The sequence below is a fragment of the Bacillus sp. AFS001701 genome (genome assembly GCF_002559405.1).
GTDB lineage: Bacteria > Bacillota > Bacilli > Bacillales > Bacillaceae_G > Gottfriedia.
This window is the reverse complement of sequence record NZ_NTZO01000406.1, coordinates 1-6,390: the sequence shown is the minus strand read 5'-3', so window position 1 is coordinate 6,390 and position 6,390 is coordinate 1. Positions and strand designations below refer to the sequence as shown.

General features: G+C 35.9%; 5 protein-coding genes. All 5 read left to right on the top strand.

From position 1 onward, the window contains the following. Positions 1 to 144: 144 nt before the first annotated feature. Positions 145 to 576 (top strand): histidine utilization transcription antiterminator HutP, encoded by a 432-nt coding sequence (hutP, locus tag CN514_RS20185; protein WP_098234122.1) that lies wholly within the window; start codon positions 145 to 147, stop codon positions 574 to 576. Positions 577 to 681: 105 nt separating this feature from the next. Next, a complete protein-coding gene (gene hutH, locus CN514_RS20180; protein ID WP_098234121.1) occupies positions 682 to 2,190 on the top strand; it encodes a histidine ammonia-lyase in 1,509 nt (502 codons plus the stop codon). 17 nt (positions 2,191 to 2,207) lie between these two features. Next, on the top strand, positions 2,208 to 3,866 hold the full coding sequence (gene hutU / locus CN514_RS20175; protein ID WP_088011744.1) for a urocanate hydratase: 1,659 nt from the start codon (positions 2,208 to 2,210) through the stop codon (positions 3,864 to 3,866). Between the two features lie 54 nt (positions 3,867 to 3,920). Further along, positions 3,921 to 5,144 carry an imidazolonepropionase gene (gene hutI / locus CN514_RS20170; RefSeq protein ID WP_098234123.1) on the top strand — a complete coding sequence of 408 codons (1,224 nt, stop codon included), beginning with the start codon at positions 3,921 to 3,923 and terminating at the stop codon, positions 5,142 to 5,144. Continuing rightward, entirely contained in the window at positions 5,125 to 6,084 is a 960-nt protein-coding gene (hutG, locus tag CN514_RS20165) for a formimidoylglutamase (protein ID WP_098234120.1), read from the top strand. Before hutI ends, hutG begins: the two co-directional genes overlap by 20 nt. Positions 6,085 to 6,390 lie beyond the last annotated feature (306 nt).

Below are 6,390 nucleotides of genomic sequence, written 5' to 3'. Positions count from 1 at the left end.
ATATTTTGAATATTACAACGAGTTTTAATAAAAAAATATTTTTTAAAAATAATAATCTGAAAATATTGAAGTTTACTAATTGTTGGCATATAATGTAATCAGATACTAGTTTATTAGAGAAAGTAAGTAAGAGGTATTAGCGATATGGCAGAGCAAAGTCAACGAATTGGTCGAACAGCTATGATGCTTGCTTTGACCGATTATGAAGAAGAATTAATGAAAAATGAAAACCTTGTATGGTGTGTAGGTAAGGTCGGTACAATGGATGCTCAAAAGGTCGTTGCTGCGATTGAAACCGCTGCCAAACAAAATGGTGTAATCAATGGAGCTCTTTATAGAGAAGTTCATTCATTATATCATGCAACACTTGAAGCAATTCAAGGCGTTACAAGAGGGCATGTTCAATTAGGTGATGTTCTTAGAACAGTAGGACTTAGATTTGCTGTTGTTAGAGGAAAGCCTTATAAAAACGTGAACGAGGGTGACTGGATAGCAGTTGCACTATACGGAACGATTGGTGCTCCAATTAAAGGATCGGAGCATGAATCAGCAGGACTCGGCATTAATCACATATAATCGCCCATAGTTTATTAGATGATAGGGGGCTATGATTCGTAAGTTACTATTTACGTCTCATAGCCTCTTTCTGTGTTTTTTTGACAAAATTCGGAGGTGTTTTTAATGGTAACTTTAACTGGTAATAGCTTAACAATGGAACAAATGAAAAGTATTTTATTCGATAAGGCTTATGTAAAAGCAGGTGAAGAGAGCTTAGTTGCGGTAAAAGCATGTAGAGAAAAGGTTGAAGAAATCGTAAATAATGGCAAAGTTGTTTATGGTATCACAACTGGTTTTGGAAAATTTAGTGATGTATTAATTGAAAAAGAAAATGTTTCAACACTTCAATATAACTTAATCGCTTCACATGCATGTGGTGTTGGTGAACCGTTCCCTGAATTAGTTTCAAGAGCGATGTTAGTACTTCGTGCAAATACAATGTTAAAAGGTCACTCTGGTGTGCGTTTAGTAGTTGTTGAAAAATTACTTTCATTAATTAATGCTCAAATTCACCCGGTTATCCCATCTCAAGGATCATTAGGTGCAAGCGGAGATTTAGCTCCTTTATCTCACTTAGCGCTAGTTTTACTTGGTGAAGGTGAAGTTTTCTATAAAGGAAAACGTATGGAAACAGCAGAAGCTTTAGCAAAAGAAGGAATTTTACCAATTACGCTAGAAGCTAAAGAAGGTTTAGCTTTAATTAATGGTACTCAAGCAATGACAGCAATGGGGATTCTTACTTATCTTGAAGGTGAAGAATTAGCTTATCAAAGTGAATTAATTTCTTCTATTACATTTGAAGCATTAAATGGTATTACAGATGTTTTTGATGAAAGAATTCATATTGCTCGTGGATATAAAGAACAAATTGAAGTAGCTGAACGTTACCGCAATATTTTAGCAACAAGCCAATTAACGACTAAACAAGGTGAAATCCGAGTTCAAGATGCTTATACATTAAGATGTATCCCTCAAGTTCATGGAGCAAGCTGGCAAGTTCTGAACTATGCAAAAGAAAAATTAGAAATCGAAATGAATGCGGCTACTGATAATCCATTATTATTCGGTGATGATGTATTCTCTGGTGGGAATTTCCATGGTCAACCAATCGCATTTGCAATGGACTTCTTTAAATTAGGTGTTGCTGAGTTAGCGAATATTTCAGAAAGACGTATTGAGCGTTTAGTTAACCCACAATTAAATGATTTACCACCATTTTTAAGTCCAGAACCAGGATTACAATCTGGTGCAATGATTATGCAATATGTTGCAGCTGCTTTAGTTTCTGAAAATAAAACATTAGCACATCCAGCAAGTGTTGACTCAATTCCTTCTTCAGCAAACCAAGAAGATCATGTAAGTATGGGTACAATCGGTGCACGTCATGCATACCAAATTCTACAAAACGCAAGAAGAGTTTTAGCAATCGAATGTATTTGTGCAATGCAAGGTGTTGAATATAAAGGAATTGAAAAAATGTCTGAAACAACTAGAAAGTTTATGGAAGATGCTCGTAAAACTGTTCCATCAATTACTAGAGATCGCGTATTCTCAAAAGACATTGAAAAATTAACAACTTATTTAAAAGAAAATTTCATAGCAAAAAACTATACAAAACAAACACAAATATAAGAAGAGGTGGAATTAAAATGGAAATCACAAAAGGATCTTTAAAAGCGCCAAGAGGTACTGAATTAAACACTAAAGGTTGGATTCAAGAAGCAGCACTTCGTATGTTATTAAACAACTTAGACGAAGAAGTAGCAGAAAGACCAGAAGATTTAGTTGTATACGGTGGAATCGGTAAAGCAGCAAGAAACTGGGAAAGCTTTGATGCAATTATTGAATCATTAAAGAAATTAGAGAGCGATGAAACATTATTAGTTCAATCAGGTAAACCAGTTGCAGTTTTTAAATCACACGAAGATGCACCACGAGTTTTATTAGCAAACTCAAACTTAGTTCCAAAATGGGCAACTTGGGAACACTTCCGTGAATTAGATGAAAAAGGCTTAATGATGTACGGTCAAATGACTGCTGGTAGCTGGATTTATATCGGTACACAAGGAATCCTACAAGGTACTTATGAAACATTTGGTGAAGCTGCTAAACAACATTTCGGTGGAAGCTTAAAAGGGACAATTACAATTACTGCAGGTCTTGGTGGTATGGGTGGAGCTCAACCTTTAGCTGTAACAATGAATGGTGGAGTTGTAATCGGTATTGATGTAGATGAAACTAGAATCCAACGTCGTATTGACACTAGATATTGTGATGTATTAACTCACGATTTAGAGGAAGCTTTACAACTTGCTACTGAAGCTAAAAACGAAGGAAGAGCTTTAGCAATCGGCTTAGTAGGTAACGCGGCTGAAATTTTACCTCAATTAGTTGAACGTAATTTTGTACCAGATTTAATTACTGACCAAACTTCGGCACATGATCCATTAAATGGTTATTTACCAATCGGAATGACAATGGAAGAAGGAAAGAAACTTCGTGTAGAAAATCCAGATGAAGTAATTAAACGTGCAAAACATAGTATGGCAGTTCATGTTGAAGCAATATTAGCCATGCAACAACGTGGTGCGATCGCATTTGATTACGGTAATAACATTCGTCAAGTTGCATTAGATGAAGGCGTTAAAAATGCATTTGATTTCCCTGGTTTCGTACCTGCATTTATTCGTCCATTATTCTGTGAAGGTAAAGGTCCTTTCCGTTGGGTAGCACTTTCTGGTGATCCAGAAGATATTTACAAAACAGACGAAGTAATCTTACGTGAGTTTGCTGATAACGAGCATTTATGTAACTGGATTCGTATGGCTCGTGAAAAGGTTGCATTCCAAGGTTTACCATCACGTATTTGTTGGTTAGGCTACGGTGAGCGTGCTAAATTCGGTAAAATCATTAACGAGATGGTGAAAAATGGCGAATTAAAAGCTCCAATCGTAATCGGTCGTGACCACTTAGATTGTGGATCAGTAGCATCTCCAAATCGTGAAACAGAAAGCATGAAAGATGGTAGTGATGCAGTAGCTGACTGGCCAATCCTAAATGCACTTATTAATGGTGTAAATGGCGCAAGCTGGGTAAGTGTACACCACGGTGGTGGAGTAGGTATGGGTTACTCTTTACATGCTGGTATGGTAATTGTTGCTGACGGTACTGATGCAGCAGCAAAACGTATCGAAAGAGTATTAACTTCAGATCCAGGAATGGGTGTAGTTCGTCACGTTGATGCAGGTTATGATTTAGCTGTTGAAACTGCGAAAGCAAAAGGCGTAAACATCCCAATGATGAAGTAGGTGTTAGAATTGAAAGCAGATATTCTATTAACAAATATTGGTCAATTATTAACGATGGATCATGGTGATGGTCCAATTCATGGAAAAGACATGAGTAATCTACCTGTTCTAGAAAATGCAGAAATTGCATGGAAAGATGGGCAAATTATTTATATCGGACAAATGAACGAACAGAAAATTGATGCAAAAGAAGTAATTGATTGCCAAGGAAAACTAGTCACACCAGGATTAGTTGACCCTCATACTCACGTGGTCTTTGGAGGATCACGTGAGCATGAAGTTAGTTTGAAGTTACAAGGTGCTTCTTATTTAGAAATATTAGAAATGGGCGGCGGGATCCATTCTACTGTAGGTCAAACTAAATTAGCTTCTCATGATGATTTAAAAAAGAAAACGATTCATCACTTAAACAGAATGCTTTCATTCGGTGTAACAACGGTTGAAGCAAAAAGTGGTTATGGACTTGATGAAGAAACTGAATTAAAACAACTTCGAGTTACTAAAGAATTACAAGCCGAGCATGATATTGATTTAGTTTCAACCTTCTTAGGTGCGCATGCAGTACCAAAGGAGTATAAAGGAAATGAAGGAGCTTTCTTAGAAAAAATGCTTTCTTTATTAGATCTTATTAAAGAAGAAGAACTTGCTGAATTTGTAGATGTATTCGCTGAAACAGGTGTATTTTCAGTTGAACAATCAAGAGAGTTTTTATTAAAAGCAAAAGAACAAGGCTTTAATGTCAAAATTCATGCAGATGAAATAGATCCTCTAGGTGGCACTGAAATGGCAGCTGAAATTGGCGCTATTTCTGCTGATCATTTATGTGGAGCATCTGAAAAAGGTGTAGAAATGCTTGGTAAGAGCAACACAATTGGTGTCATTTTACCGGGAACTACTTTCTATTTAAATAAACCTGAATTTGCACCTGCAAGAGCGATGATTGAAAATAACGTAGCAGTTTCATTAGCAACTGATTTTAACCCAGGAAGCTGCCCAACTGAAAATTTACAATTAATCATGACAATCGCAATGCTTAAACTAAAAATGACGCCTGAAGAAATTTGGAATGCCGTAACGATTAACTCATCTTACGCAATTAATCGTGGAGACCAAGCTGGTAAACTAAAAATTGGTCGTAGGGCAGATGTCGTTATTTGGAATGTACCAAACTATACTTATGTACCTTACCATTTTGGTGTAAATCATGTAGAATCAGTATTTAAGAATGGTAAATTAGTAGTAAGTAGGGGTGAACACGATGTCGCTATCACATCTTAAAAAAGCAGGAGATGCAATTTTCATTGATTCAAAGGTAACAAAAGCAAATGAAATCATCTCTACATGGAATGGAACAGAAGCATCAAATTTCTCAATTATCGGTGTACCATTATCTAAAACTTCAATTAGTCATTCAGGCGCAAGCTTCGCACCTGCTTCAATTCGAAAAATGCTAAGTAGCTACAGTACTTATCATATTGAAGACCAAATTGATTTAAAAGATTACATGATAACTGATTTTGGTGATATTACGATGCATGTGACTGATTTTGAAGAGTCTAGAAATCGTATTAAATCGACAATCTCTGAATTGCTAGGCCAATACAAAGAAACGATGCCAATCATTTTAGGTGGCGATCACGGAATTAGCTTTCCAAGCATTTCAGCTTTTGCAAAAGAACGAGGAACAGTAGGAGTAATCCAATTTGATGCTCATCATGACTTAAGAAATACTGAAGATGGTGGACGTTCAAACGGTACACCTTTTCGTAGCTTGATTGACGAAGGCATTCTAAAAGGTGAATACTTAGTTCAAATTGGAATCAGAAATTTCTCAAATAGTGCTCCATACACTGAATTCGGTGTGAATAACGGAGTAACAATCTATTCAATGCGCGATGTTCGCGAATTAGGAATCTCAAAAGTTATTAAAGAGAGCATCAATCATTTAGTAGACAAAGTAGATGCAATTTACATTAGCCTAGATATGGATGTACTAGACCAAGCCTTTGCTCCTGGTTGCCCTGCAATTGGACCTGGTGGAATGGACAGTCAAACTCTATTAGATGGCATCTGTTATCTAGCATCACATCCAAAAGTTAGAGGAATGGATATTGTTGAGCTTGACCCAACAATCGATTTCCGTGACATGACAAGCAGAATCGCAGCACATGTTATCTTAAACTTTCTAGTTGAGAAGGTTAAGTTGTTAAATAAGTAAAATTTGAAACTCGTAAACTTAGATGTTTGCGAGTTTTTTTCTTATTATGGGTAGGGGTGTAAATAAAGGTTCCCGGGGTGCAAATAAAGATCGAAGTGCAAAAAAGAGAGTAGTGACTGCAAATAAAGGTCGAAGTGCAAATAAAAATATAGAAACTACAATTAAATTTGGCAAAAGTAAAATTAAAAATCACAAATCTACAATTAAAATTCTGATAACTACAAATAAAAATTTCAAAACTGCAAATAAAAATAATCAAAGTGCAATTAAACTAAGAATACACGTTCTAAAATAGCAAATCATGAT

Excerpts from the sequence above, each read along its gene's own strand:
- hutG (WP_098234120.1), top strand. The coding sequence starts at position 5,125 with ATGTCGCTATCACATCTTAAAAAAGCAGGAGATGCAATTTTCATTGAT.
- hutU (WP_088011744.1), top strand. The coding sequence starts at position 2,208 with ATGGAAATCACAAAAGGATCTTTAAAAGCGCCAAGAGGTACTGAATTA.
- hutH (WP_098234121.1), top strand. The coding sequence starts at position 682 with ATGGTAACTTTAACTGGTAATAGCTTAACAATGGAACAAATGAAAAGT.
- hutI (WP_098234123.1), top strand. The coding sequence starts at position 3,921 with ATGGATCATGGTGATGGTCCAATTCATGGAAAAGACATGAGTAATCTA.
- hutP (WP_098234122.1), top strand. The coding sequence starts at position 145 with ATGGCAGAGCAAAGTCAACGAATTGGTCGAACAGCTATGATGCTTGCT.